This window comes from Marinobacterium sp. xm-d-579, assembly GCF_013282935.1.
Taxonomy (GTDB): domain Bacteria; phylum Pseudomonadota; class Gammaproteobacteria; order Pseudomonadales; family Balneatricaceae; genus Marinobacterium_E.
In genome coordinates this window covers 134,803-158,797 of record NZ_WBYP01000003.1, presented here as the reverse complement: position 1 = coordinate 158,797, position 23,995 = coordinate 134,803, and the positions used below count along the sequence as shown (strand labels likewise).

Genomic DNA, 23,995 nt, shown 5'->3' with positions numbered 1-23,995 from the left:
CTTTAGGACTCTTTTGACTCCAACTCAGCAACCATCGCTTCCAACTGCTCTAATTTTTCTCGAGTTCGCTGAAGTACAGCGGCCTGAGCGTCAAACTCCTCCCGAGTGACTAAATCCAGTTTAGCAAAACTTGATTGAAGTACAGTTTTAATTTGCTGCTGCATCGCCTCCTGACCTGGAAGTGATGAGTTACCCTGAAGGAATTGGGTCATCGTCTGACTTAGGTTTTCAAACATCTTAGGATCAAGCATCTCAGCCCCCTTTAACATCGATATGCGTCTCAATAGATGCACTATACCAGAACCCTTTTAAGACAAGCGTCTATGATCACTATTTTAGCCTCAATATGGCGCACCAAAGTAGTGCATGCACTTTTGTGGTGCATACTGGCGTGCACTATAAAGGTTGATAAAACGGTAAAGAGACCCATGAAAAATTTATAAGTCAATGTTTTATAAGTTATTTTTAAAAGTTGGCACAAGTTTCGCAAATAGAGTTCACAGGAAAAAATTAATCCTCCCTTTTCACATTAAGGAGAAATCTGATGAAACTAGTGTCAGCCGTAATTAAGCCATTCAAGCTTGACGACGTGCGCGAAGCGCTATCAGAGATCGGTGTACAAGGTATCACCGTGACTGAAGTTAAAGGCTTTGGCCGTCAAAAAGGCCACACCGAACTCTACCGTGGTGCAGAGTATGTTGTGGACTTCCTACCTAAAGTTCGCCTAGACGCTGCTGTCTCTGATGAGATCGTAGACCAGGTTATCGAAGCGATCACCAATGCCGCGCAAACCGGCAAAATTGGTGACGGTAAGATTTTTGTTTCAGCGCTTGAACAAGTGGTTCGCATCCGTACCGGTGAGACCGGCGACGAAGCTCTATAACGTTTTGATTTTTGGCCTTATTGGAGGGCATAACAATGGAAGAACTTTTGAATACAACAGCTGGTGATGTAACCCAGCTGAAGTACGCACTCGATACCTTCTACTTCTTGGTATGTGGTGCGCTGGTTATGTGGATGGCGGCAGGCTTCTCAATGCTAGAAGCGGGTCTTGTTCGTTCTAAGAACACCACTGAAATTCTAACTAAGAACATCGCGCTATTCGCGATCTCTTGCATCATGTACTTCGTTTGCGGTTACGCGATCATGTACGGCGGTGATTACTTCCTATCTAGCATCACGGGTGACGGTGTTGCCGATGAGTGGACGTACGCACCATCAGCTGACTTCTTCTTCCAGGTCGTATTCGTTGCAACAGCAATGTCTATCGTATCGGGTGCGGTTGCTGAGCGTATGAAGCTTTGGGCGTTCCTAGCGTTCGCGGTTGTGATGACTGGCTTCATCTACCCAATGGAAGGTTCTTGGACTTGGGGCGGCAACGCTGTATTCGGCATGTACACTCTAGGTGACCTTGGTTTCTCTGACTTCGCGGGTTCAGGTATCGTACACATGGCAGGTGCTGCAGCAGCACTAGCAGGTGTCCTATTACTAGGTGCACGTAAAGGCAAATACGGTAAGAACGGCGAGATCAATGCGATCCCTGGTGCTAACCTACCAATGGCAACACTAGGTACATTCATCCTTTGGATGGGTTGGTTCGGTTTCAACGGCGGTTCGGTTCTAGCAACCTCTGACGTTGAAAACTCAAACGCGGTCGCTGTTGTCTTCATGAACACTAACGCAGCTGCGGCTGGCGGTGTGGTAGCAGCACTAATCACTGCTCGCCTACTGTTCGGTAAAGCTGACCTTACAATGGCACTTAACGGTGCACTAGCAGGTCTAGTAGCGATCACAGCAGAGCCTTCAACCCCTTCTGCACTACAAGCTCACATCTTCGGTGCGATCGGTGGTGTTCTGGTTGTCTTCTCTATCCTAACGCTGGATAAACTAAAAATTGACGATCCTGTCGGTGCGATCTCTGTACACGGTGTTGTAGGTCTTCTTGGTCTACTACTGGCACCAGTAACTAACGACGGTTCTACTTTCTCTGGCCAGATCATCGGCGCCCTAACAATCTTCGTATGGGTATTCGTTGTCAGCCTAGTGGTTTGGGGCATCATCAAAGCTGTGATGGGCATCCGAGTGACTGAAGAGGAAGAGTACGAAGGTGTCGATATCTCTGAATGTGGTATGGAAGCCTACCCAGAGTTCGTCACTTCACGTAAGTAATAGGGAACTCAGTTTCTGTTGAAACCCGGGGTGTAGCGATACACCCCTCTTCTCAGCCCTACCCCCAGGTAGGGTTTTTTTCGTTTCTGGACAAACAGGTTGATCAGGAAACTTGAAGGTTAAACCATCCATGTACATAATGGATGAAAATTTACAGCGAATTGGGACAGTTTTGCCTGCCCAGTTCAACAAGGAGAAACTATGAAACTGGTATCGGCAGTTATCAAACCGTTCAAACTGGATGATGTGCGCGAAGCGCTGTCTGACATTGGTATCCAAGGTGTTACAGTGACTGAAGTTAAAGGCTTCGGTCGTCAGAAAGGTCACACAGAACTTTACCGTGGTGCCGAGTACGTAGTGGACTTCCTTCCTAAGGTAAAAATTGAAGTCGCGATCGACGACGACATGCTAGATCAAGTCATTGAAGCGATCAGCTCTACGGCCAATACTGGCAAGATCGGTGATGGTAAAATCTTCGTTATGCCAGTTGAGCAAGTGGTACGTATTCGTACTGGCGAGACGGGTTCAGAAGCGCTTTAAGCTTCGATCCATTTCAAAAATGCCGCTACCGATCAGTTCGCTAGCGGCATTTTTATATCTACTTGAAGCCCCGTTGGCGCGAGGTTTTGGAACTGAACCTCCCCACCGACGCGTTCAGTCGCTCGAGTCACGATACTCAAACCCAAACCGTAACCGCCTGAGTTGGCCCCACGTCTAAATGGCTGCCCAATCGAATCTAGAATCGATTCTGGTAATCCGGGTCCATTATCAACCACTCGAATCGTTAGCCTGCCGTTATCAGTAGCGACAGATACCTTAATCAACGTACCCTGTGGCGTGTGATTGATGGCGTTATTCAACAGATTGCTGACGACTCGACTCAGTGGTTCACTCCGAATGGTTGCTCCATCAGTGACATCAAGTGATAGGTCGAATTGATGCTGTGGGCCGCTGACACGGGCGTCCTGCACCAGATCCCGACACAGCAGTGCCAGATCCAAAATTGGTGCAGTCGCTTCGGCATCTCGAGCTCGGGCCAGTGTGAGTATTTCAGAGATTAAACCGTCTAATTTAACGCACTCTTTATTAATGCGTTGCAGGGTACGATCATCCTCACCCCACTTCTGCTCTGCCAAACCTGCTGCCGCCTGAAGACGGGCTAAAGGTGCTCGTAGCTCATGAGAGACATCCTGCAGAAGATGCCGTTGGCTATCGAGCGTCTGCTCAACGTAATCAACCATCTGGTTAAACTCACGTGCCAGCTGGCCCAGCTCATCGCCTCGTTTGACGAGCTTACCCTCGGCTCGACTGCTTAAATTACCCTGTTGATGAAGGCGGCGAACAAACCCCTTCAAGTCGTTAATCGGTCTGACGACTAACCACGTGACCAGAAGGCTGCTGCCAAAGGAGACCGCAATGACCCACAAAACTTGGAAGGAGAGTAAGAACCCCCACATCCGTTCAAACAGCTCTTCATTTCGTTCGGGTGGGAAGTAGACGAGGTATGGGGTGCCATCAGCAGCGATGATCTCTGTCACCATTGCATCCTTGGGTTGTGACCGTCTACCTGACGAGTAGATCAGTTGATTGGATCGCTTCTCATAGATCCAAAGCGGTAGACGTCGGCGCTGCTCTTTACGTTGCATCCCATACTGATAATCGGAGATTAACTGCTCTGCGATGATGGTCGCTTTCTGCTTTTGGCTCTCGGTGCGATCGGGAGTATCAGTGACAGAGATGAACAGGGTCAAGCTGATAAGAATACCAAGCGTGCTGACCAGCCAGACGGCGCCGAAGATGCGCCAGAATAGATGTTGATACCAGCGCATTAACCCTCCACCCCAACGACCATCTGGTAGCCTTCACCACGGACTGTTTTAATCATCTCGGCTAAGCCAGGCTTTGCCTGCTCAAGCTTCTGTCTAACACGGCTGACGTGGACATCGATCGATCGATCGTAAGCCGTTAATTTGCGGTGCAGTACCTGTTCGGTCAGCCACTCTTTTGACGCGACCTGCCCAGCACGCTCCATCAACAAAGCCAGCACATTAAATTCAGCTGCGGTTAGCTGTAACTCTATCTCATCAACACAAGCCACTCGACGAGCTGGGGTAAGATTCACTGCCCCAACCGAAAGCGTCTGTTTGTTAGTCTCCTCTTTAACGGGAACAGACCTGCGTAACACGGCACGAATACGCGCCAGCAGCTCGCGCGGGTTGGCCGGTTTAGACAGGTAGTCATCAGCCCCCATCTCTAGTCCCAGGATGCGATCAATATCATCCCCTTTACCGGTCAACATGATGACAGGTGTAGAGACCTTAGGACGAACCTGCTGCAGCAACTCAAGTCCAGATAGGCCAGGCATCATGATATCGAACACACAGAGATCAAACTGATTGCCAGCATCAAACAACTCGATAGCCTGCTCTGCTGACCCTGCTTGAGTCACTGAGAACCCCTCATTCTCAAGGTATTCACCCAGCATGTCCGTCAGATCAAGATCGTCATCAACTAACAGTATTTGTGTGCTCATATTCACTCCTATTTGGGCCCAGTTTACGCTTGGCTGCGTCAAACTCCCAAAACTTTACGCAACTTTACGAACTCGCAACCCAACTTAGCATTGCCATCATCAATAATGGATACATCGAAACGAACAACGAACGGAGAGTTCACATGAAAAAGACAATCATCGCTTCAATTACTGCTGTAACACTAACAATCGGTGCACTATCAGGCGCGGTATACGCACATGAAAAAGGGGGTAAAGGTGGCCCAAAAAGCGCTGAAGATCGTGTTGAGAAACTGACTCAGCGTCTGGATCTATCAGCCGACCAACAATCACAGCTTTTAGCTATGTTCACAAAACGTGATGCGGATCGTGAACAGATGCAAGCGACCCTAACGGCAGAGCAGCGTGAAAACATGAAAGCCAATGCGCGTGATGGCATGCGTGACCAGATGCACAAAGATATAAAATCGCTGCTGACAGAAGATCAAATCGCTAAGTTCGAAAACATGCACTCTGGTAAAGACGGCCACGGCAAAGGTGGTAAAGGCGGCAAACACTAAGAGACACCACTGCAGGCTCTGAATGAGTTTTTGAAACCAACAATAGGTTAGAACCTTTTGCAGTGTGGGGAGCTTCGGCTCCCTTTTTAGTTTCTCTTGACCTGACTAGGTCCGCATAGTTAATTAGGCCTAAACTATAAGGAGCTCCTAATGAAATTGTTACGAGTCGGCGCCATAGGGCAAGAGAGACCTGCCATTCTGGATAAAGATCAACAGATTCGAGACCTCTCTTCTGTTGTTCCAGATATCAACGGCGATCTATTATCGAATCAAGCGCTCGAGAGATTAAGAGCGGTAGATCTCGATTCACTTCCCATTATCGATTCATCAGAAAGAGTCGGCCCCTGTATTGGTGAGGTTGGCAAAATAGTCTGTATCGGCTTGAACTACTCAGATCATGCCGCAGAAGCGGGCATGGAGCTTCCCTCAGAACCCGTTCTCTTTATGAAAGCCACCAGCGCGATTTCAGGCCCAAATGACCCTATACAAATTCCACGTGGTGCCGATAAAACAGACTGGGAAGTCGAGCTGGCCATCGTCATTGGCAAAAAAACAAAATACATTTCAGAAGATCAATCGATGGATCATATTGCTGGCTTTTGTCTTGCCAACGACCTATCCGAACGAGCTTTTCAACTTGAGCGTTTAGGCAGCTGGGACAAAGGGAAATCCCATGACAGCTTTGCTCCTATCGGGCCCTACTTAGTGACCAAAGATGAAATCGTTGATCCGCAAAATCTAAGGATGTTTACAGAGATTAACGGTGAGCGTTTCCAAGACGGAAATACCAATACGATGGTGTTTGATGTCAAAACGATCGTCGCCTATTTGAGCCAATTTATGACCTTAGAAGCTGGCGACGTCATTATGACGGGGACTCCCCCTGGTGTCGGTATGGGTCAATCACCCCAAAAGTATCTTATGGCTGGTGATAGGGTGCGAATTGGCATCGAAGGGCTCGGTGAGCAGCACCAGCTCTGCATCGATGCTTAAAACGCGTAACTAATGACCGACTCACCTGAGTTACTAACCGCTAACACGGGGAAGCGCTCAGGGTGAGTTTTGGCCTCATTAAGCTCTGACTCACTGGTGGGTAGTAGATTCGCCTGCAAAAAGTAACCGATCAGCGCTTTACGAATCTCAAACGCTTCAAGCTGCTCCAGGTCAAAATCATCGATGACCAGTCGTTGTTGTGCCGCTGTAAGCGCGTCATTAACGACCAGTCGAACAGAGAGTGATTCATTCCACGCATTGTCGACCGGCAGCTCATCTCCACCCTCTTTAAGAGTCAGAGCACCGCGGAAGCGACTTAACACAAAGTCACGATAAGCTTGTCGCTCCCAACAATAGGCACGTACATGCAATCGATTGCTGGCACTGATGATGGCACAGGGTGTAATCGATCGAAGTGAACCCTCTGGATTCTGCATCGAAACATAGACCGCCTCTATACGGCTTCGATTCTCAATGCCTGCCAAAATAGTGGCTAACGCGCCGGGCGCAGTCGATCGATTCAATACGGGTACAGAGAAGAAGTCGGGGTTCGCCGGAGTCGATAGGCGGGAGATGGTGATCAACGAGTCAGCCGAATCTGGAATCAGCTTAGGCTTAAACCCCTGAGTGGGTTTGTAACTGCGATCAGATGGCGAATAGGAGCGAACATTTTCAGGCGCGAACTCACAGTAGGTATTAATCGCCTCTTGCGCCTCTGGACGAGCAATACCAAAGGCCCCAACCAACATAGGCGCGGTGACTTCACGCTCCCACAACAGCTGACGCTCAATAAACCTTAAGCGCTGCAGCTGCGGCCAAGATGTCTCGTTAATTGTGACTGCCATTTTATCTATTCCATCCCATTTTAGGTAAAGTCTAGCGCATTCAGAATCAAAGTTGGGGATATTCTAATACCCTCTCAGATCTCCTGTTAGCATGGTAATATGGAGTAAAAATTTTAGGAGTCAAAAATGTTAGGTACCGCTCTTTGTAACAGCGCAACACGCGTCATGATGTTGGGTTCTGGTGAACTCGGTAAAGAGGTTGTCATCGAACTTCAGCGCTTGGGTTTAGAAGTGATTGCCGTCGATCGATACGCAAATGCGCCTGCTATGCATGTCGCTCACCGAAGCCACGTCATCAACATGCTGGATGGTGATGCACTGCGTGCCGTTGTTGAGAGCGAAAAACCGGACTATATCGTGCCTGAGATTGAAGCCTTAGCAACCGAGACACTGCTTGAGCTTGAAAGCGAAGGATTCAAGGTAGTCCCTACCGCACGTGCCGCGCGTCTGACAATGGATCGTGAAGGTATTCGTCGCCTAGCGGCTGAAACACTAGGAGTACCGACTTCAGCTTATCGCTTCGCAGATACTGAGGCTGACTATCAAGAGGCTATCAAAGAGATTGGTATTCCCTGTGTCGTGAAACCGATCATGAGCTCATCCGGCAAAGGGCAGTCGTTGGTTCGTTCTGAATCGGATGTGGCACCGGCCTGGCAATATGCTCAAGAGGGTGGCCGTGCCGGGAAAGGCCGTGTCATCGTTGAAGGGTTTGTCGATTTTGATTACGAGATCACACTGCTGACGGTCAACGCCGTTGATGGCATCCACTTCTGTGCACCGATTGGCCACCGTCAGGAAGGGGGTGACTACCGTGAATCTTGGCAACCACAAGCGATGTCAGATCTTGCACTACAACGCTCACAAGAGACCGCTCGCAAAGTGGTCGAGAACTTAGCGGGTTTTGGCATTTACGGTGTCGAGCTGTTTATCAAAGGCGATGAGGTCTACTTCAGCGAAGTGTCACCCCGACCACACGATACGGGATTGGTCACACTGATTTCCCAGAATCTCTCTGAATTTGCGCTGCATGCCCGTGCCATTCTCGGCTTCCCTATCGGTAACATTCGCCAGCTTGGTGCTTCTGCATCAGCGGTCATCTTGGGTGATGGACACTCTACAGACATTCAATTTGATGGGGTTAGGGAAGCGCTGAGTGATAACGACACGCAACTGCGTCTATTCGGAAAACCCGAAATCGCTGGAAGTCGCCGCCTAGGTGTGGCGCTTTGTCAGGCTGACAGCGTTGAAGCGGCCATCGAGAAGGCGGTAACCGCTGCCGGCAAAGTTAGTATCAACTACTGATCAGAGACTCAATATGTCACGACACGGCGGCGGCCGGCACTACAAGAGCGACTCCAATAGCAGCAACACTGTTGGCATGAGCGAGGCTTGGTCGGTCATTAAAATGATCTGGCCTTACTTGTGGGAGTATCGCCGTCGCATGGCGGTCGCATTTCTGTTGCTGATCTCCGCCAAGCTTGCAGTGGTTGCTATGCCACTGGCTTTGAAGCAGATCGTTGATGGTCTAGATGCCTCTCTGAATCCATTGATTACAGTGCCCATTGCGATGGTCGTAGCCTATGGGATGCTCCGCTTTGGCTCGGTCTTCTTTGCAGAAGCTCGCGATGCGGTGTTTAGCCGAGTCACAGAGAGAGCGATGCGCCGGATGGTGCTCAAAGTCTTTCGCCACCTCCACTCATTAGAACTCGATTTCCATCTCTCTCGGCAGACCGGTGGTATCTCTCGCGACATTGACCGTGGCAGTAATGGCTTCAGCTTTTTGATGAGGATGATGGTCTTTAACATCGTACCAACGCTGATTGAGATCAGCCTCGTTGCTGCCATTTTGCTCTTCAGCTTCAGTGTCTGGTACGCATTGGTGGTTGTGGTCTGCGTTGGTATCTACATCTACTTCACCATACTCACTACCGAATGGCGCAACCGCTACGTGCGAGAAACCAATCAACTCGACTCTCAAGCCAATACTCGAGCCATTGATAGCCTGCTCAACTATGAGACCGTAAAATACTTTGGCAATGAGGAGTATGAGGCCAGCCAGTACGATAAAAACCTAGCCAGCTGGGAAACGGCTCGTTTAAAAACGCGCATGACGTTGATGATCCTCAACAGCGGTCAGGCATTCATCATCTCGCTAGGGATCATCTTAATGCTCTGGCTGGCCGCAGAGGATGTTGCAAGCGGAGCCATGACCCTGGGTTCGTTAGTCATGATTAATGCCTACATCTTACAGCTATTCATGCCGCTTAATTTCCTTGGCATGGTCTACCGTGAAGTGCGCAAAGCCCTGACAGACATTGAGAATATGTTTGGGTTGTTGAAGAAGCAGCCTAAGATTGTCGACCGCCCCGATGCAACCGACTTGATAACTCAAGGGGGCGCCATTTGCTTTGACTCCGTCAACTTTGCTTACCACCCCGACCGTCAAATTTTGAAAAGTGTCAGCTTCAAAGTAGAAGCGGGTAAAAAGGTCGCCATCGTCGGGCCAAGTGGATCGGGCAAATCGACCTTAGCGCGACTGCTGTTTCGATTTTATGATGTTCAGTCGGGGCAGATCAGCATAGATGGCCAGCCGATCGACCAAGTGACTCAGCACTCATTACGACAAGCGATTGGCGTGGTTCCGCAGGATACCGTCCTGTTTAACGATACGATCTACAACAACGTGGCTTATGGACGCCCAGGTTCAAGCAGAGAAGAGGTTCTCAAAGCGATTGAGCTGGCCAACCTAAACGACTTCATTGCGGCACTCCCTGAGGGGGTGGATACCCTGGTTGGCGAACGTGGCCTAAAAGTCTCTGGCGGTGAAAAACAACGCATTGCGATTGCCCGCGTGATTCTGAAACGCCCACCCATTTTGCTCTTTGATGAAGCGACCTCAGCGTTGGATAGCGACAATGAGCAGGCGATCCTTAACGCCTTTACATCACTCTCGAAAAACCATACGAGTTTGGTGATCGCGCACCGTCTGTCGACGATTATCGATGCCGATAACATCCTAGTGATGCGCAAAGGCGAAGTGGTGGAACAGGGTACTCACACAGAACTCCTTGCCCAACAGGGCGTTTATGCTGGTATGTGGTCTCTACAGCAACAATAGAGAGCAATCGCCTCATCTTCGATAAGGCTCCAATCCAGTGCTGGAGAACTATTGGCGCTCTGTTGGAGCGGTCTTAAAAAGGCCGCGATAAATGCACTCAGGCACCAAAACGAATCTTAAAGCTTTCCATCAAAGATTAATCTGAATCTATGTACTATGCTAAGTAAAACAGTATCAATTTGGAGTGATCAATGAACGGTGAATTCCTTAGTGGCGGCATGATCGTCACCTTAGCTTTTGCAATCTTCTTCCTCGTACTCGCCTGGTCTGCCGTTAAGGTTGTTCCACAGTCACAGGTATTTGTCGTTGAACGTTTTGGTAAGTTCTCCAAAACCCTGAACGCAGGGATCAACTTTATTGTCCCTATGATCGACCAAGTGCGTCACCGCATCTCTATACTTGAACGCCAGCTACCGGCCTTTGAGATCAGTGTCATTACCAAAGATAACGTTGAGGTGATCCTAGAGGCGACCAACTTCTACCGTATCACCGATGCGGCCCGCTCGGTCTACCGTATTCAGAACATCGATCAAGCCATTCAGACCACAGCCGAATCGATTGTTCGCTCTGCAGCGGGCAAATTGGACCTTGATGAGCTGCAATCATCGCGCGCTCAGATGAACGAAGAGATCCTGACCAATCTGCAAAAAGCAGCTGAAGTCTGGGGAATTGAGATTACTCGTACTGAGATCACCGATGTTCAAGTCGATGAGCAGACCAAAGAGGCACAGCGTCAGCAACTGAATGCAGAGCGCCAGCGTCGTGCACAGGTTGCGCAGGCAGAAGGCCAAAAACGCTCTGTGGAGCTGAATGCAGAGGCACAACTGTACGAAGCACAAAAGCAAGCTGAAGCGGTAAGAGTCGCGGCCGATGCAGATGCCTATGCGATAAAAGTGAAAGCCGAAGCAACCGCCGAGCAGACGCGCATGATAGCGGATGCAATTAATAACGGCGGGCAATCGGCGATCAACTTCGATATTCTACAGAAACAGGTTGCAGCACTGTCTGAAGTTGCAGCAGCCGACAACAGCAAAACAGTGATCATGCCGACAGACATCACTAAGGCCATTGGTTCTTTAGAACTACTGGCACAAACGGTTGGCGACGGATTAAAGAGTAAATGATGGATTTTTTTACAAACGGAAACGGCTGGCTGATTCTTGGACTGGGGCTCATCATCATTGAGATGGTGTTGAACCTCGCCTACATCTCTATCAGCTTCGGTATCGGGTCAATCCTAACGGGCCTATTAATTAAGTTGAATCTGATCCCGACCCTATTGGATTCTGGCGTAATCGATGAGCTACTGATTGTTGGGATCATCTCAGTAATCGCGCTGATTGCTTTGCGCGCACTGTTCAATAAAAAGAGTGATCAGGATATCAACCAGTACTGATCTATCGCCTCATCTTCGATAAGGCTCCAACCCAGTGTGGGAGCTCTGTTAGAGAACTGTTTGAGCGGTCTTACAAAGGCCGCGAATAAGACTGATCAGAAATCATCTTCTGAGTGCGGTGTAATGTAATAATCGCCATACCCATCAACTGAGACAGAAAAGTGGATGGGGTGGCAACAGACCGTACAGTCACAGACAAACATCTCAGCCTCATCGGGCTCGTAGACAATCTCGATCATCTCCCAACAATAGGGACACTGTACATTTTGACTGGGCAGCATGGGCGATCTCAGCTTAAAGAGTTAATTTCTATAAGTGAGCTTTAACCCATTGGATCACCGAATGACTACTCGGAATCTTTACTGCGCTTTTTCGCAAAGCTGGCAGAGACGTAGTAGATCAGCAGCAGAAAGGCGCCAATACCGTATTGAAGTAGGGACACATCAAAGCGTGGCGGACCGCCGTTAGCAATGGCGTAACCCCCAGCAATGGAGGCCATCATCCAAGCTAATGGTAGCGAGAAGAGCTCTTTTTGCGGCGAGTTCTTTTTCTTAAACAGCAGATTGCCGATTAACCATACCAACACCCACACACCGATCAACGAAGAGAGTATTGAGAGGAGTATTGCTGTCATATCGGCTCCTTAATTAAGTTGAGAAGTGACTCGAGCGATCAATCCGCTCTCTCTTCCGCTTTTTTTACACGGATCATATTACGGCCAACCAGTGTGTGGTTTAGGTTTTTAACCGCCGCTTTCGCTTCACCTGGCTTAGGCATTTCAACAAACCCAAAGCCCTTCGATGAGCCCGTTTTCTCGTCCATCACCAGAGTGCAGTACTGAACGCTACCGTAACCTTCAAAGAGCTCTTTAATCTCAGCTTCTGTGGTTGAACGATCCAAATTACGGACTAACAATTTCATAATTAACTCTCTCTATTCAGCAAAAGGTATCAATGTAGAGCTGCTCTACCTTATCGCGAGCCCACTGCTGTTTGCGTAAAAATTTTAGGGATGACTTAACGGATGGATCGATCTGAAAACAGTTAATATCGATCCGCTCGCCCAACTCATCCCAGCCGTAATGATCCACAAGACGCTCAACAACATCAGCCAACTTAACGCCGTGCAGTGGATTATTCGGTTGATTATCCATCTTAATTGACGCGCTCAAACATCAGATCCCAAACACCGTGACCTAGCTTTTCACCCCGTTTTTGGAACTTCGTCACAGGTCGGAAGTCTGGCTGCGGCGAAAACTGACCTTCGCCCATCTGGTTTTGATAACCCTCGGCTGCACTCATCACTTCCATCATGTGCTCTGAGTAGGGCTCCCAGTCGGTCGCCATATGGAAGACACCGCCAATCGCCAGCTTTTGGCGAATGGTTTGAGCAAATTCAGGCTGTACGATGCGGCGTTTATTGTGCTTCTTCTTATGCCAAGGATCTGGGAAGAAGAGCTGCACACCCGCCAAAGAGCCATCCGGTATGCACTGTGCCAGTACCTCGATCGCATCTTCACAGTAGACACGAATATTATCGACCCCTTCGGCACGCGCGTCGGCTAACAGACGACCAACGCCAGGAGGATGTACTTCGATTCCTATAAAGCCCTTCTCAGGTGAGCGGCGCGCCATCTCTACCAGAGACGCTCCCATACCAAAACCGATCTCTAGAGTGACGGGGCGATCATCGCCAAACAGCGCTTTAAAGTCGACCATGCCATCTTCAAGTTCTAGCCCATACAGTGGCCAGTTCTCTTTCATTGCACGCTCTTGCCCTTCTGTCATACGTCCAGCGCGTACGACGAAACTTCTAATCGTACGATGTGGGCGCTGCTGTTCTGTGTCGCTCATTGTTCTATCCGTAAAGTTCGTAACGACCAGGCAAACAGTGCCCAGCCAATAATCATTAATATACCACCGATGGGGGTGATCGCTCCTAACCAACCGGTATCAGTTGCGATTAGCAGGTAGAGGCTGCCACTGAAGATCAACGTCCCTGCCAACAACGAATACCCAGCAAGGCGCCAGCTTTTACTATTGAGTTTAAAACCGGCAATACCGACAACCATCAAACCGAGAGCCTGCCAAAACTGGTAATCAACAGCGGTACTGAAAGTTTCAAAGCGAACAGCTGACAGGGTATTTTTCAGCAAATGGGCACCAAAAGCGCCAAAAATCACCGAAAACATCGCTAAAAGCGCACCAATCATCAAAAAACGTTTCGCGTGCATCATCACCTCATTTGGGCCGCAAGCATACACAAAAAAAGCCGCTAATGCGGCTTTTTCACAACACTTTTATCCGTTAGATAACGACTAAAGCGTTTTTAATTTTCTTCATCGCGTTCTTTTCAAGCTGACGGATACGCTCTGCAGAGACCTCATACTTAGCGGCCAACTCATGCAGCGTCGCTTTTTCATCAAGTAACCAACGCTGTGCCAAGATATCTCGACTGCGCTCGTCCAACTGCCCCATCGCTGCGGCTAACTGGCGGTTAGAATTATCTTCCCAATCCTGCTCTTCAAGTAGCTCGGCTGGATCGGCAGACTTGTCTTCCAAGAACAGTGCCGGTGCAACAGGCGCACTCTCTTCAGAATCATCAGCAGCAGGCGCATCAAAGGCCATGTCAGTGGCGGCCATGCGACCCTCCATCTGACGCACTACTGCAGCATCAACGCCTAGATCTTCTGCGATCGCTTCAACTTCATCGTTGTTCATCCAACCTAGGCTCTTCTTCTGTGAGCGTAGGTTAAAGAACAGCTTACGCTGAGCTTTGGTCGTCGCAACTTTAACAATACGCCAGTTGCGAAGAATGAATTCGTGCATTTCGGCTTTGATCCAGTGAACGGCAAAGCTCACTAGACGAACACCGACGGTTGGATCAAAACGTTTAACCGCTTTCATCAAACCAACGTTACCCTCTTGGATCAAATCACCAAGAGGAAGGCCGTAGCCTTTGTAGCTGCGCGCAATGTGCACAACAAAGCGCAGATGTGACATAACCAACTGGCGAGCCGCATCAAGGTCTTGCTCAAAATGCAGACGCTCGGCAAGCTCCCGTTCTTCCTCTGGTGTGAGGATTGGGATAGTGCTGACATTCTGAACGTAAGCGTCAAGATCGCGCCCCGGTGTCAGATGTTCAACTAATTGCAAGCTAGTGCCCATTTCTCTTTAAACCTCAAAAACTTTCGTTTTTTACACTGTTTTAAATCGTTTTAACTGTCTAGTTAGACCCAGTTTTGACAAAAAAGTTCATTAGTAATTACTAATATTTACCAACACTGGGCAGAAAAAGATACCAGAGTTACAAATAAACGCAAATCCGGCTAAATCCGATCAATCAGAGCCCTGATTCAACTGCCCCATCTGTCTGGATACGGCAATAAATGCCCCTATCCATCCTAGTATAGTCCCACCCACTAACAGTGCCATGATTAATGACAAATCAGGCCCCTGAAGATCAAAACGACCCATATAGAGCTCTGTTAACTCAGCCAATGGCGCTTCGACAAGTGCCAGTGAGAAGTAGACTAATACTAGGCTCAACAGAGCACCAAAGAGTCCATACAGCAGTCCGGCATAGAGGAATGGGCGTCTCACCCAGGCAGCGGTTGCGCCTATCAACAAACTGACCTCAATCTCCTCTTGGCGACTGCTGATCATAGTACGAATGGTGTTGGCGATCACCAGAAGCACGGTCATACCCAATAATAGCGCCAGCACAAAACTGATGCTGGAGAATGTGCCTAAAATCACTTCGAGACGCTCTAACCACTCTACGTCTAACTCGGCGACATCCACCTCTGGCAAGGCTGCCATACTTTCACGCAGTGCTTTCATGGTCGCAGGATCTTTATCGCGCGGCGTCGCGAGCACAACCGCTGGGAGTGGATTCTCGTCCAACAGGCTGATCAGCTCCCCTAGCTCTGAGTGGCTTTTAAACTCGCTGGCTCCGACATCGCTACTGATCAATTCAACAGAGAGAAGATCATCACGCAGCAGGAGTGAACGGCTGAATCGATCCAATTCGTCGGCTTTGAGTTCTGGGCTTAAATAGAGGGCAAGCTGAGGCTCAAAGTCAGTACCCGGTGTCAGCTGCTTCAAATTACCCAACAACGAGTACATGAAGGTAGGAACAGCGAGTACAACCGCCAATAGCAGCAGTGTCACCAGCGTCGACAGTCGATTATGCAGAAGACGCTTAACGGCATCGGCACTCTCTAGACGGTGCTGTACCGCCCAGTGTTTAATGCGCTGCCAACGGCTGACGCTGATATCAGAGGCGCCGCGTGATCGAGTCTCACTACTGGACATGACGCAGTCGCCCCTTATCTAAAATCAGCACTCTATGACGCATTCGCTTGATCAACGCCACATCATGGGTCGCGATCAAGACGGTCGTTCCAATGCGGTTGAACTGCTCGAATAGACTCATGATGTCGAGAGAGAGTCTAGGGTCGAGGTTACCGGTCGGCTCGTCGGCAATCAGCACCCTAGGCTTATGAACAATGGCGCGTGCAATACCGATACGCTGCTGCTCGCCACTCGATAACGCCTGTGGGAACTTCTGCTCTGACTCCAACAGTCCTACTCGATCGAGTGCCGCGCGTACGCGACGACCAATATCCTCTTCGTTATAGCCTGCGATACGCAGTGGAAGTGCAATGTTCTGGTAAACAGTGCGATCTTCTAACAGACGATGATTCTGGTAGACCACACCCAGGGTTCGGCGATATTGCGGAATCTCGCTGCGAGACAATTCAGATAGATTTTGATCACCGACCCACACATCACCACGGCTAGGTTGCTCAACGCGCGTCAGCAGTTTTAACAGGGTACTCTTCCCTGCTCCCGAGTGGCCTGTCAAAAAGGCCATCTCGCCCGACTCCAAAGTAAAGTCGACAGACCTTAGGGCCTCTTGACCAGAGTCATAGCGCTTACTGACGTTAGTGAATTGAATAGCCGCCATAGGAGTTAGTCGAACAACGCCTCAACAAAAGCTTTCGCTTCAAAAGGACGTAGGTCATCAGCTTGCTCACCGACACCGATGAATCGAATAGGCAGACCAAACTGTTTGGCGATGGCAAAGATAATACCGCCCTTCGCTGTGCCATCGAGTTTCGTTAGGGTAATGCCCGTCACGCCCACCGCCTCTTTGAACTCTTTAGCCTGGCTGATGGCGTTCTGACCCGTACCCGCGTCGAGTACCAACATCACTTCATGTGGCGCCGAAGGATCTAACTTCTGCATCACACGAACAACCTTCTGTAACTCTTGCATCAGGTTATCTTTGTTCTGCAAACGACCCGCTGTATCTGCAATCAATACATCAACGTTTTTCGCTTTAGCTGACTCAAGCGCATCAAATAGAACAGAGGCTGAGTCTGCACCGGTATGTTGAGCAACCACTGGGACGTTATTTCGCTCACCCCAAACCTGAAGCTGTTCAACCGCCGCGGCACGGAAGGTATCACCCGCCGCTAACATCACCGACTTACCTTCACCCTGATACTTCTTGGCCAGTTTACCGATGGTCGTTGTTTTACCGACACCGTTAACACCCACCATCAGAATCACCATTGGGGATTTGTCACTCTGTAATTCAAGCGGTTGATCAACGGGTTCTAATAGCTCGGCCAGCTCCTGTTTCAGAGCCGCCTGCAGAGCGTCGCCATCCGAGAGCTGTTTACGCTCTACACGATCGGTTAAACGTTCGATAATCTCTGTCGTTGCCTCAACGCCAATATCGGCCATCAGCAACAAGGTCTCGATCTCTTCCATAAGATCTTCATCGATCTCAGGGTTACCGGCGAAGAGGGTTGTAATCTGCTCAGTCAGGCCGGCTTTCGTGCGACTTAGACCGGATTTAACACGATCGAAGAAGCTTTTTGTTGGCTCTGGCTCTGGCTCTGGCTCTGGCTCTGGCTCTGGCTCTGGCTCTGGCTCTGGCTCTGGCTCTGCAGGAGTCTGTTCAACCTCCACTTCGGTCTCAACAGCTTCTGGCTCAACCGTCTCTTCTGCAGCTGCTGGCTCAACTACCTCTTCGACTGCGTCTTCAGCAACAGGCGGCTCTTCAACGGGCGCTTCGTCAACCGATGGTGTTTCAACTGGGGCCTCTGTAACGCTCTCTTCAACGCTTTTTTCTGAAGCAGAATCCTGAATAGCCTCAGTTTTATCCCCTTTCAGATAACGCATCATCACAATCAAAATGACGACGGCAAAAGCGGCCGCAACGTAAGGGATAATGGCTGGATCATAGCCGTTATCAAGCATCCAGTTGTAGAGAGATTCCATAGTCTAAACAGTCCTAATCAGAGGGAACTAAACAGTCAAAATATAAGTCCAGAATTCTACCACATCAGACGCTGTGAAAGCCTATCTATTAGCCTAAGCTGAGGTTAAAATTTCTGTTTACCTAAAACTGCTTTGGCAGAGACCTTTTTCAATGAGCCCTAGACGCAACAGAAACAGCAAACCCGCCCCTCATAATCGAGCAAATGACTCGTTCGTTCGCATCATCGGCGGAGATTGGCGCTCACGAAAACTGAGCTTTCCAGAGAGTGAAGGACTTCGCCCAACACCGGATCGGGTTCGAGAAACGCTATTCAACTGGTTACAAGCTTACACACCAGCAGCCAAATGCCTGGATCTGTTTAGCGGCAGCGGTGCGCTGGCGTTTGAAGCGCTGTCGCGCGGTGCAGCTCACGCCACACTGATTGATGCATCGCGCTTGGTCTGCAATTCACTTAAACACAATCTGCAAGAGCTGAAGGCACAAAACGCTGAAGTGCTCGAAACAGACGCTACTCAATGGCTCCTGCAGCAAGCGAGCCGTGAATTTCGATACGACCTGGTCTTCTTAGACCCCCCCTTCAACAAAGACTTAGTTTCAGGCATCTGTCAGCTACTTGAGGAAAATCAAGTTCTTGCAGATGGATCGATGATATATATAGAGACTGAGAGATCGCTAAGTACCCTATTAGTTCCAGATAACTGGCAACTGTATCGCGACAAACAGGCAGGTGACGTCAGCTACCGCTTGTATAAAAGAAATTAATTTTAGTTATATATAAATAATTTAATATATCTATTAATTATTAAAAGTTTCTCCTATAATTTGTCGCCTTGACGCAATTCCGTTACCATCCGCGGGAATATTACCGCTATTAGGAGTAGCTGGGATGAAAAGGGTAGCTTACCCAGGAACGTTTGATCCTATTACGAACGGCCATGTAGATTTGGTGGAGAGAGCCTCCAAACTGTTTGGTCAGATTGTAGTAGCTGTGGCAGAGAGCCCAAAAAAACGTCCCCTGCTGGATTTGGATGTTCGAGTAGAACTTGCACGCGAATCCTTGGCACACCTCGACAACGTAGAAGTGGTTGGCTTTAACAGCCTACTGATCGATCTTTTGAAAGATCATCAATGCGACGTCATTTTACGAGGTTTGCGAGCGGTTTCAGATTTTGAATATGAGTTTCAGCTTGCCAATATGAACCGAAAGTTGGCTCCACAAGCTGAGAGCCTGTTTTTAACACCGGCTGAACACTTGTCGTACATCTCATCGACGCTGATTCGCGAAATCGCGTCATTAGGTGGAGACGTGACAGAGTTTGTTCATCCGGCTGTCGATGCGGCATTGAAACGACATTTTTCTAACTAGTTTAGATTTGAGCCTAGAGTGAGGTAGACACGATGGCACTAATGATTACCGACGAATGCATCAACTGTGATGTGTGTGAACCAGAATGTCCTAACGAGGCGATCAGCCCAGGGGATGAGATCTACGAGATCGAGCCAAGTAAATGTACTGAGTGTGTAGGCCACTACGACACGCCACAGTGTGTTGAGGTTTGTCCGGTTGACTGTATTCCAAAAGATCCTGATCACGTTGAAACTGAAGAGCAACTGATGATCAAGTACGAGAAGCTGGTTGGCTAATCGAACTCAAAGACAAAAAAACGCGACCTTGGGTCGCGTTTTTTTGTGCCTGATTAACCTAAAACTCCGGCGCCAGCTCGTTCATCTGAAACTCTTGATCAAGACGCTGGCCAACCACATTGGGCTCCACCAAGTGGTAGGCGTAGTTCATGTGCAGACAACGAACTTTGTCCCAGTTAGCAATACCGCCAATGCCTACCTCGTTGAACATCTTAGTGAACCCAAGAGTTTCGATTCGCTGTCTGTCCTCCGGACGCATCAGTTCCCAGCGGCGCTCCATGTAGTGTTTCTGCTGCGCCATGTAGGTATCACGAAGCTCTGCATCCTCTTGCAGCTCCTCCTCAAAACGCTTAATCCAGCCCGTCATCTCGACACGACTGATCTCAACACTTAAATCCTTACTGCTCAGCCAATAGAGGGTTGGGAAAGGCTTATCATCGATCAGGCTTCGCATCTGTAACACCAATGGCACACCACTAGGGGTTTGTGCCGCTATCGCCTCGATACCGCGAGGCTCGCGACCGATCTGCTGGCGTACTATTTGAAGCTGTCTCTCTGTTGGTTGCATCTTAAACCTGTGCGTATTGATCAGCATTGAGGATCCATCGATCACACAGCTGACGGGTTAATTCTGTTGATGTCTCTATGCGCTCTGCTGTCTGCTGGACACTGTCGAGCATGTCAGCGTCACGTTGCAGATCGGCGATTCTGAAACTCATCATGCCTGTCTGGCGGGTGCCTAACACCTCACCCGGGCCTCGCAACTCAAGATCACGCTCTGCAATACGGAAACCGTCACTGGTCTCACGCATGATTGCCAAACGGTCGCGACCCTGCTGCGAAAGAGGCGCATGATACATCAAAACACAAAAACTCTCTCGCGACCCTCGACCTACACGGCCGCGTAACTGATGCAACTGTGATAATCCCAGTCGTTCGGGGTTCTCGATGATCATTAAACTCGAATTCGGAACGTCTACGCCGACCTCAATCACCGTCGTAGCCACCAAAAGATCCAACTCATGCGCTTTGAATTGCGCCATCACATCCGCTTTTTCGGCCGGTTTCAGACGACCATGCACCAGACCAATTCTAAGATCGGGCAGAGCCTCGCGCAGCTCTTCGGCAGTCGTTTCGGCTGCCTGACACTGCAGCGCTTCGGACTCCTCTACCAGCGTACAGACCCAATAGGCCTGCAGGCCCTGTTTGCAGTTCTGTTCAACGCGCTCAACCACTCGATCGCGACGACTGTCATCAATCACGACCGTTTGCACTGGCGTTCGGCCCGGTGGTAGCTCATCGATGATGGAGCAGTCCAGGTCAGCGTAAGCACTCATTGCTAGTGTACGAGGGATGGGGGTAGCGGTCATTATGAGCTGATGAGGTATTTTACCGTCATTTCGCCCCTTTTCACGCAAACTTAGCCTCTGATCGACGCCAAATCGATGCTGCTCATCAATCACAACCATCGCCAGATCATGGAAGGCGACCTCACCTTGAAACAGGGCGTGGGTTCCGACAACCACCTGAGCCTCACCACCACTGATCTCAGCTAATGCCGCTTCCCGTGCTTTACCTTTTACCTTACCCGCCAACCACGAGACCTTAATCCCAAGCGGCTCCAGCCAACTTTTAAAGTTGATTAGATGCTGTTCGGCCAGAATTTCTGTCGGAGCCATAACCGCCGCTTGTTTGCCGTTTTCAACCGCTTGTAACGCGGCCAATACAGCAATCATGGTCTTACCTGAGCCCACATCACCCTGCACCAACCGCAACATCGGCAAAGGGCGCCCCATATCACGGGCCACCTCTCGTGCCACACGAAGCTGAGCCTCTGTAAGTGAAAAAGGCAGCCGATCTAGAAACGGCAGCGTGAGTCGACCCGTCGATTTCAGCGCTGGCGCACCTTGCGTCTGCATCTGATGACGTACCACGCGAAGCGATAGGTTATGTGCCAATAACTCTTCGAAAGCTAAGCGTCTCTGCGCTGGATGCTGCCCTTCAAGTAGCGACTCCAAATCCACACCAACAGGAGGCTGGTGAAGAAAGCGCACGGCATCGGTTAGTGAGGGGTAATGGTTGCGCGCTAGCTCAGAGTCCGGCAGCAACTCATCTAAGGGTTCAGAACCTAAAGCGGAGAGTGCCTGCCCTACCAGGCTTCTAAGGCGCGGTTGAGTCAAACCTTCAGTCAATGGATAGATTGGGGTCAGCGTCTCTTCCAACTGATCAAAGCCATCGCCCTTCATCAGCTTGTACTCGGGATGAATCAGTTCTAAACCATTTGCACCAGGGCGCACCTCGCCAAAACAGCGAATATCCGCATTGATCAAGCCGCTCTTTTGCGCAGCGCTGAAGTGGAAAAAACGCAGAGTTAGGGTACCAGTGCCATCCTGAATACGGCAGACCAGGCTTCGGCGGCGCCCCATCACGATGTCACACGCGATTACACGCGCCTCAACCACCACCTCATCACCGGGGCGCATCGCTCCTATCGCAGTGATGCGCGTTCGATCTTGGTAGCGCAACGGCAAGTGAAACAGCAGATCCTGAAAGTTATGAATACCTAGCTTGCCAAGTTTGGACGCTAGCGCAGCGCCAACACCCTTTAGCTCAGTGACCTTTCGATGGGCTACCTGAGAAGACACGGCCAGTTAACTATCCAACGCTCGGCACTTAGCGATGGCATCAACCAACACATCAATCGCCTGTGGACGAGGGAAACTGGCACGCCAAGCAACAGCAACCGATCGCATCGGTTTGGGATCATTGAACGGCACAATATCAACCAACGCATTGGAGGGGTGGTTCGCTAAAGCCGACTCTGGTAACACGCTGGTTCCTAAGCCAGAGGCGACCATCATACGAATGGTCTCTAGTGAACTGCCTTCAGTGACTCTGTGTTGATCATGGAACGACTGATTCAAGCTTGGGCAGGCCTCCAGTACCTGATCCCTGAAACAGTGCCCCTCACCTAGCAGCAGCATATCCAGCTCGTTCAACTTCTGAGAGTCCACTGAGCCCGTTTTGCTCAGCTCATGCCCTTTTGGAGTAATTAAACTGAAGGTCTCATCATAAACCGCCCGAGTCAGCACATCGGGCTCATGGAAAGGCAACGCGATGATGATCGCATCCAACTCACCAGTGCGTATTTTGCTTCGAAGAACTTCGGTCAAATTCTCCTCGATGTAGAGAGGCATTTGCGGAGCAATCTGCTGAACTTCGGGAATTAGACGAGGGAAAAGGTAGGGACCGATGGTGTAAATCGCACCCACACGTAACGGGGTAGCCAGCTGATCTTTACCTTCACGGGAGAGCTCTTTAATCGCTTCAGCCTGCTCTAATACGCGCTGTGCTTGACGCACTACTTTGTCACCTATGGGCGTCACGCGTACGGCGTTTTTACTGCGTTCAAACAACGCGACACCGAGCTCATCTTCCAGCTTTTTAACGGCGATAGAGAGCGTCGGCTGACTGACAAAGCATTTTTCGGCGGCATGGCCGAAGTGCTGTTCACGAGCTAGCGTGACGATGTAGCGAAGTTCTGTAAGCGTCATTTTCGATCCTCTGGTAATCTTTAACGACTAAAGGGAGAACACTACCGTGTCGAAACGTTTTCTAATCATTGGCTGTGGTGACTTGGGCAATACCATTGCAACCAAGCTCATCAGTCAACAACATAAGGTCTATGGTCTTAGACGTAATATAGACCAGCTATCGGAAGGCGTACAACCAATAGCGTGCGACTTTTATGAAATTGAAAATCTCCCGCCCCTTCCAGAAGTCGATTACGTCATCTTCTCGGCCGCCGCAAAATCACGCGATATTGAGCACTACCGACAGATATACGTCGATGCCCCGGCTGCCATATTAAAAGCACTGCCAACTGCACCGATACGCTCTTTTGTGGTTAGCTCAACCGGCGTCTATGCTCAAAACCGTGGTGAGTGGATTGATGAATTCAGCGCTGCTGAACCTAACACGGCGCACTCCGTTCTACTTTTGGAAGGCGAATCACAGTTTAAACAGCGATCAGCTTGCACCCTGATCCGCAGCAGCGGCATATACGGCCCTGGCCGTACCCACCTTCTAAAACGCATCCTCAGTGGAACCATTGCGTTAGAGACGCCGACTCATTTTAGCAATCGTATACACAGTGACGACTTGGCCGATTTTGTTGTGCACTTAATTGGCAAAGCGATCGACCAACAACCCCTTCAAGAGCTCTATTTAGCCAGCGACGGTCACCCAGCACCGATTCATGAGATTACCAAGTGGCTTGCAGAGCAACTGGGCGTGGCAGCCCATCATCAGGAGCCGATACAGCGTGGCGGGAATAAACGCATCGCTAACAGAGCGATGAGGGAGAGTGGCTTTGTCTGTCGATACCAGGACTACAAAGCCGGATTTACGCCTCTGCTGGATGATTTCAAATCGCAACAGAGGCAGATCACTTAACAGCGG

30 protein-coding genes are annotated in these 23,995 nt (G+C 49.7%); 13 read left to right on the top strand and 17 right to left on the bottom strand.

The features are described 5' to 3' along the window. Positions 1-2 precede the first annotated feature (2 nt). On the bottom strand, positions 3-251 hold the full coding sequence (locus tag XMD579_RS07995) for an accessory factor UbiK family protein (RefSeq protein WP_173481906.1): 249 nt from the start codon (positions 249-251) through the stop codon (positions 3-5). Between the two features lie 293 nt (positions 252-544). Between XMD579_RS07995 and glnK (XMD579_RS07990) the strand changes: the two genes are divergently transcribed. The 3 genes from glnK (XMD579_RS07990) (at position 545) to glnK (XMD579_RS07980) (ending at position 2,709) form a co-directional block, all read left to right on the top strand. Beyond that, positions 545-883, top strand: coding sequence for a P-II family nitrogen regulator (gene glnK / locus XMD579_RS07990; protein ID WP_173481905.1), 339 nt, complete (start codon positions 545-547; stop codon positions 881-883). Positions 884-918: 35 nt separating this feature from the next. Next, on the top strand, positions 919-2,169 hold the full coding sequence (locus XMD579_RS07985) for an ammonium transporter (RefSeq protein ID WP_173506182.1): 1,251 nt from the start codon (positions 919-921) through the stop codon (positions 2,167-2,169). Positions 2,170-2,370: 201 nt separating this feature from the next. Continuing rightward, positions 2,371-2,709: a P-II family nitrogen regulator gene (gene glnK, locus XMD579_RS07980; RefSeq protein WP_173481903.1), complete on the top strand. Its 339-nt coding sequence runs from the start codon at positions 2,371-2,373 to the stop codon at positions 2,707-2,709. A gap of 32 nt (positions 2,710-2,741) precedes the next feature. On the opposite strand, the gene XMD579_RS07975 is transcribed toward glnK (XMD579_RS07980), so the two are convergent. Beyond that, positions 2,742-3,998 carry a HAMP domain-containing sensor histidine kinase gene (locus XMD579_RS07975; protein WP_173481902.1) on the bottom strand — a complete coding sequence of 419 codons (1,257 nt, stop codon included), beginning with the start codon at positions 3,996-3,998 and terminating at the stop codon, positions 2,742-2,744. Then, positions 3,998-4,702 carry a response regulator transcription factor gene (locus tag XMD579_RS07970; protein WP_173481901.1) on the bottom strand — a complete coding sequence of 235 codons (705 nt, stop codon included), beginning with the start codon at positions 4,700-4,702 and terminating at the stop codon, positions 3,998-4,000. Before XMD579_RS07970 ends, XMD579_RS07975 begins: the two co-directional genes overlap by 1 nt. A 143-nt stretch (positions 4,703-4,845) precedes the next feature. Here XMD579_RS07970 and XMD579_RS07965 point away from each other — a divergent pair, with 143 nt between their 5' ends. Both XMD579_RS07965 and XMD579_RS07960 read left to right on the top strand, forming a co-directional pair. Next, complete coding sequence (locus XMD579_RS07965; RefSeq protein ID WP_173481900.1) at positions 4,846-5,241, top strand: hypothetical protein; 396 nt, start codon at positions 4,846-4,848, stop codon at positions 5,239-5,241. Positions 5,242-5,391: 150 nt separating this feature from the next. Continuing rightward, entirely contained in the window at positions 5,392-6,234 is an 843-nt protein-coding gene (locus XMD579_RS07960) for a fumarylacetoacetate hydrolase family protein (RefSeq protein WP_173482617.1), read from the top strand. Here the strand turns inward: XMD579_RS07960 and XMD579_RS07955 are convergent. Then, entirely contained in the window at positions 6,231-7,079 is an 849-nt protein-coding gene (locus XMD579_RS07955; RefSeq protein ID WP_173481899.1) for a WYL domain-containing protein, read from the bottom strand. The two genes, XMD579_RS07960 and XMD579_RS07955, sit on opposite strands and share 4 nt — an antisense overlap. A gap of 126 nt (positions 7,080-7,205) precedes the next feature. On the opposite strand from XMD579_RS07955, the gene purT reads away from it, so the two are divergent. The 4 genes from purT to XMD579_RS07935 all read left to right on the top strand — a co-directional run bounded on the left by purT (position 7,206) and on the right by XMD579_RS07935 (position 11,593). Continuing rightward, positions 7,206-8,381, top strand: coding sequence for a formate-dependent phosphoribosylglycinamide formyltransferase (gene purT / locus XMD579_RS07950; RefSeq protein WP_173506181.1), 1,176 nt, complete (start codon positions 7,206-7,208; stop codon positions 8,379-8,381). 13 nt (positions 8,382-8,394) lie between these two features. Beyond that, positions 8,395-10,197, top strand: coding sequence for an ABC transporter ATP-binding protein/permease (locus tag XMD579_RS07945; protein ID WP_254443779.1), 1,803 nt, complete (start codon positions 8,395-8,397; stop codon positions 10,195-10,197). 191 nt (positions 10,198-10,388) lie between these two features. After that, positions 10,389-11,321 carry an SPFH domain-containing protein gene (locus XMD579_RS07940; protein WP_173481897.1) on the top strand — a complete coding sequence of 311 codons (933 nt, stop codon included), beginning with the start codon at positions 10,389-10,391 and terminating at the stop codon, positions 11,319-11,321. Then, the gene (locus XMD579_RS07935; RefSeq protein WP_173506180.1) at positions 11,321-11,593 is read left to right on the top strand and encodes a hypothetical protein; all 273 of its coding nucleotides are present in this window, start codon (positions 11,321-11,323) and stop codon (positions 11,591-11,593) included. Before XMD579_RS07940 ends, XMD579_RS07935 begins: the two co-directional genes overlap by 1 nt. 95 nt (positions 11,594-11,688) lie before the next feature. Here the strand turns inward: XMD579_RS07935 and XMD579_RS07930 are convergent, their stop codons facing one another. From XMD579_RS07930 to ftsY, 10 genes are all read right to left on the bottom strand, one after another. After that, complete coding sequence (locus XMD579_RS07930; protein WP_173481895.1) at positions 11,689-11,874, bottom strand: CPXCG motif-containing cysteine-rich protein; 186 nt, start codon at positions 11,872-11,874, stop codon at positions 11,689-11,691. A 65-nt stretch (positions 11,875-11,939) separates the two neighbouring features. Then, the gene (locus XMD579_RS07925; RefSeq protein WP_173506179.1) at positions 11,940-12,227 is read right to left on the bottom strand and encodes a hypothetical protein; all 288 of its coding nucleotides are present in this window, start codon (positions 12,225-12,227) and stop codon (positions 11,940-11,942) included. Positions 12,228-12,265: 38 nt separating this feature from the next. Next, complete coding sequence (locus tag XMD579_RS07920) at positions 12,266-12,514, bottom strand: RNA-binding protein (protein WP_173481893.1); 249 nt, start codon at positions 12,512-12,514, stop codon at positions 12,266-12,268. 16 nt (positions 12,515-12,530) lie between these two features. Further along, entirely contained in the window at positions 12,531-12,746 is a 216-nt protein-coding gene (locus tag XMD579_RS07915; protein WP_173481892.1) for a VF530 family DNA-binding protein, read from the bottom strand. Position 12,747: 1 nt separating this feature from the next. After that, complete coding sequence (trmB, locus tag XMD579_RS07910; protein ID WP_173506178.1) at positions 12,748-13,446, bottom strand: tRNA (guanosine(46)-N7)-methyltransferase TrmB; 699 nt, start codon at positions 13,444-13,446, stop codon at positions 12,748-12,750. Next, positions 13,443-13,826, bottom strand: coding sequence for a DUF423 domain-containing protein (locus XMD579_RS07905; protein WP_173506177.1), 384 nt, complete (start codon positions 13,824-13,826; stop codon positions 13,443-13,445). Before XMD579_RS07905 ends, trmB begins: the two co-directional genes overlap by 4 nt. A gap of 73 nt (positions 13,827-13,899) precedes the next feature. Next, entirely contained in the window at positions 13,900-14,760 is an 861-nt protein-coding gene (gene rpoH / locus XMD579_RS07900) for an RNA polymerase sigma factor RpoH (protein ID WP_173482621.1), read from the bottom strand. Positions 14,761-14,931: 171 nt separating this feature from the next. Beyond that, entirely contained in the window at positions 14,932-15,909 is a 978-nt protein-coding gene (gene ftsX, locus XMD579_RS07895; RefSeq protein WP_173506176.1) for a permease-like cell division protein FtsX, read from the bottom strand. Further along, positions 15,899-16,564 carry a cell division ATP-binding protein FtsE gene (gene ftsE, locus XMD579_RS07890; RefSeq protein ID WP_173499186.1) on the bottom strand — a complete coding sequence of 222 codons (666 nt, stop codon included), beginning with the start codon at positions 16,562-16,564 and terminating at the stop codon, positions 15,899-15,901. The genes ftsX and ftsE overlap by 11 nt, the downstream gene beginning before the upstream one ends. A 5-nt stretch (positions 16,565-16,569) precedes the next feature. Further along, a complete protein-coding gene (ftsY, locus tag XMD579_RS07885; protein WP_371813276.1) occupies positions 16,570-17,793 on the bottom strand; it encodes a signal recognition particle-docking protein FtsY in 1,224 nt (407 codons plus the stop codon). 247 nt (positions 17,794-18,040) lie between these two features. Between ftsY and rsmD the strand changes: the two genes are divergently transcribed. From rsmD to XMD579_RS07870, 3 genes are all read left to right on the top strand, one after another. Next, the gene (gene rsmD, locus XMD579_RS07880) at positions 18,041-18,652 is read left to right on the top strand and encodes a 16S rRNA (guanine(966)-N(2))-methyltransferase RsmD (RefSeq protein ID WP_173481886.1); all 612 of its coding nucleotides are present in this window, start codon (positions 18,041-18,043) and stop codon (positions 18,650-18,652) included. 124 nt (positions 18,653-18,776) lie between these two features. Further along, positions 18,777-19,256, top strand: a complete 480-nt coding sequence (gene coaD, locus XMD579_RS07875) for a pantetheine-phosphate adenylyltransferase (RefSeq protein ID WP_173481885.1) — start codon at positions 18,777-18,779, stop codon at positions 19,254-19,256. 32 nt (positions 19,257-19,288) lie between these two features. Then, a complete protein-coding gene (locus tag XMD579_RS07870) occupies positions 19,289-19,534 on the top strand; it encodes a YfhL family 4Fe-4S dicluster ferredoxin (protein WP_173481884.1) in 246 nt (81 codons plus the stop codon). 58 nt (positions 19,535-19,592) lie between these two features. Here XMD579_RS07870 and XMD579_RS07865 read toward each other — a convergent pair whose 3' ends face one another. The 3 genes from XMD579_RS07865 to XMD579_RS07855 are packed head-to-tail and all read right to left on the bottom strand — an operon-like array spanning position 19,593 to position 23,088. Further along, on the bottom strand, positions 19,593-20,129 hold the full coding sequence (locus tag XMD579_RS07865) for a DUF501 domain-containing protein (protein ID WP_254442848.1): 537 nt from the start codon (positions 20,127-20,129) through the stop codon (positions 19,593-19,595). Then, the gene (recG, locus tag XMD579_RS07860; RefSeq protein ID WP_173506175.1) at positions 20,104-22,179 is read right to left on the bottom strand and encodes an ATP-dependent DNA helicase RecG; all 2,076 of its coding nucleotides are present in this window, start codon (positions 22,177-22,179) and stop codon (positions 20,104-20,106) included. Before recG ends, XMD579_RS07865 begins: the two co-directional genes overlap by 26 nt. 6 nt (positions 22,180-22,185) lie before the next feature. After that, entirely contained in the window at positions 22,186-23,088 is a 903-nt protein-coding gene (locus XMD579_RS07855) for a hydrogen peroxide-inducible genes activator (RefSeq protein ID WP_173506174.1), read from the bottom strand. Positions 23,089-23,134: 46 nt separating this feature from the next. Between XMD579_RS07855 and XMD579_RS07850 the strand changes: the two genes are divergently transcribed. Further along, on the top strand, positions 23,135-23,989 hold the full coding sequence (locus tag XMD579_RS07850; protein WP_173506173.1) for an NAD-dependent epimerase/dehydratase family protein: 855 nt from the start codon (positions 23,135-23,137) through the stop codon (positions 23,987-23,989). Positions 23,990-23,995 lie beyond the last annotated feature (6 nt).